Genomic DNA, 1,380 nt, shown 5'->3' on the forward strand with positions numbered 1-1,380 from the left:
TACGCGCCCACGCGCAACGCATAACTGGCTCACGCCATTACAGGTCTATGCCGCCACTCTGGCGAGTGCTCATCAACCCGATACGTCACTTCATTAACAGCCGTTGCACTTCACTCTTGAAACCGCCAGCATTAAAAAAAAGGATGACGTACCTTGCCACGGTGACATGGCTAACGGAATCGTGCCAGAAAATTCCAAAATTGATGATGATGAAAACATGCACGAAGATATCAAGGCCGGCCCGTGCAAGGATTATCTTAAATGGAAAGTGCTCGGTAAAGACAGGCCTGACACTGAAACGCAAGTCGCAGGACCTGGTAATGCGCTGACCTTTAATGGGCTCTTTACTGTACCTGAAGGTGTTTCAATTTCTACCTGTTCTGCTTTGCAAGTCATTGCGCATCATGTCGTAGTAGGTAGCGTTGGAGTGATGTCCTTTCCAAAAGTAAATCCATATTCTCCTTTGGAGAGAGTATTGGAAGCATTTGCAACTGCTTGGGCTGATTGGGAAAGAACAATACTTCCTTCAAGTTTGGATAATGCAAACAATAAAAAAAAGGAAATCAATGTTGTTCGTTACGCAGTGGGCTCGGATAAGATAAAAAATATCCGGAATTTGTGGTGTATTCCAGATGACGTTAATAGAGATTTCAGCGATTCCCTCGCGGATCAACCTGCGGCATTCTGGCAGGAGTTCTATATGCAGGCCTGTCAATCCAGCAAGGAAAGTATTGTTCTCGAATTATATCCTGATTACTATTTTAGTGAGCCAATGTGGTCTAATAAAAGAAAGCCATATTATTCAGATGGAAATATTTTTGGCGCTGTAAATGCGGCAAATGAAATCCGCTCACAAGGAAGGGTAAATGGCCAAAGGCCAGCGTCGATTATGTTCGCTGGCATGAATCACGAAACTTACGAGAGGATGGCTGAAATTATGCAGCCGCCGCCTCCGCGTCCAAAATTTATCGAGGATTTACTCAGCCCAGAAAAACTTCCAAAAAATGTGCGCGAGAATCTTGGCTTGGAAAGTGCCGTGCGTCGTGTGCCAAAAATTCGTAGAAACATTAACTCAATCTTAACGAATAAAAATTCTTCCGAAAAATTTCGGGAAGCCGGTTCGGACAGTGAGGATAACGTTTAAGTTAATTCAGGCAGTCTGGATGATCATGCGTATGGAAAGGGCGACATCGATCCATAAGGTAATGGAACAGTAAAATTTTCACTTATTTCCTGAAAAAAGCGAGTCATAGGGCGGTTTCAAGAGTGAAGTGCAACGGCTGTTAATGAAGTGACGTATCGGGTTGATGAGCACTCGCCAGAGTGGCGGCATAGACCTGTAATGGCGTGAGCCAGTTATGCGTTGCGCGTGGGCGCGTA

Annotated in this window: 1 protein-coding gene; it reads left to right on the forward strand. The window is 44.9% G+C overall.

The genetic code is table 11. From position 1 onward, the window contains the following. Positions 1-166: 166 nt before the first annotated feature. Positions 167-1,144 carry a hypothetical protein gene (locus IGW04_RS25480; protein ID WP_194715891.1) on the forward strand — a complete coding sequence of 326 codons (978 nt, stop codon included), beginning with the start codon at positions 167-169 and terminating at the stop codon, positions 1,142-1,144. The last annotated feature ends 236 nt before the right edge of the window (positions 1,145-1,380 follow it).

This window comes from Noviherbaspirillum soli (genome assembly GCF_015352955.1).
GTDB classification, from domain to species: Bacteria; Pseudomonadota; Gammaproteobacteria; order Burkholderiales; family Burkholderiaceae_D; genus Noviherbaspirillum_A; species Noviherbaspirillum_A soli.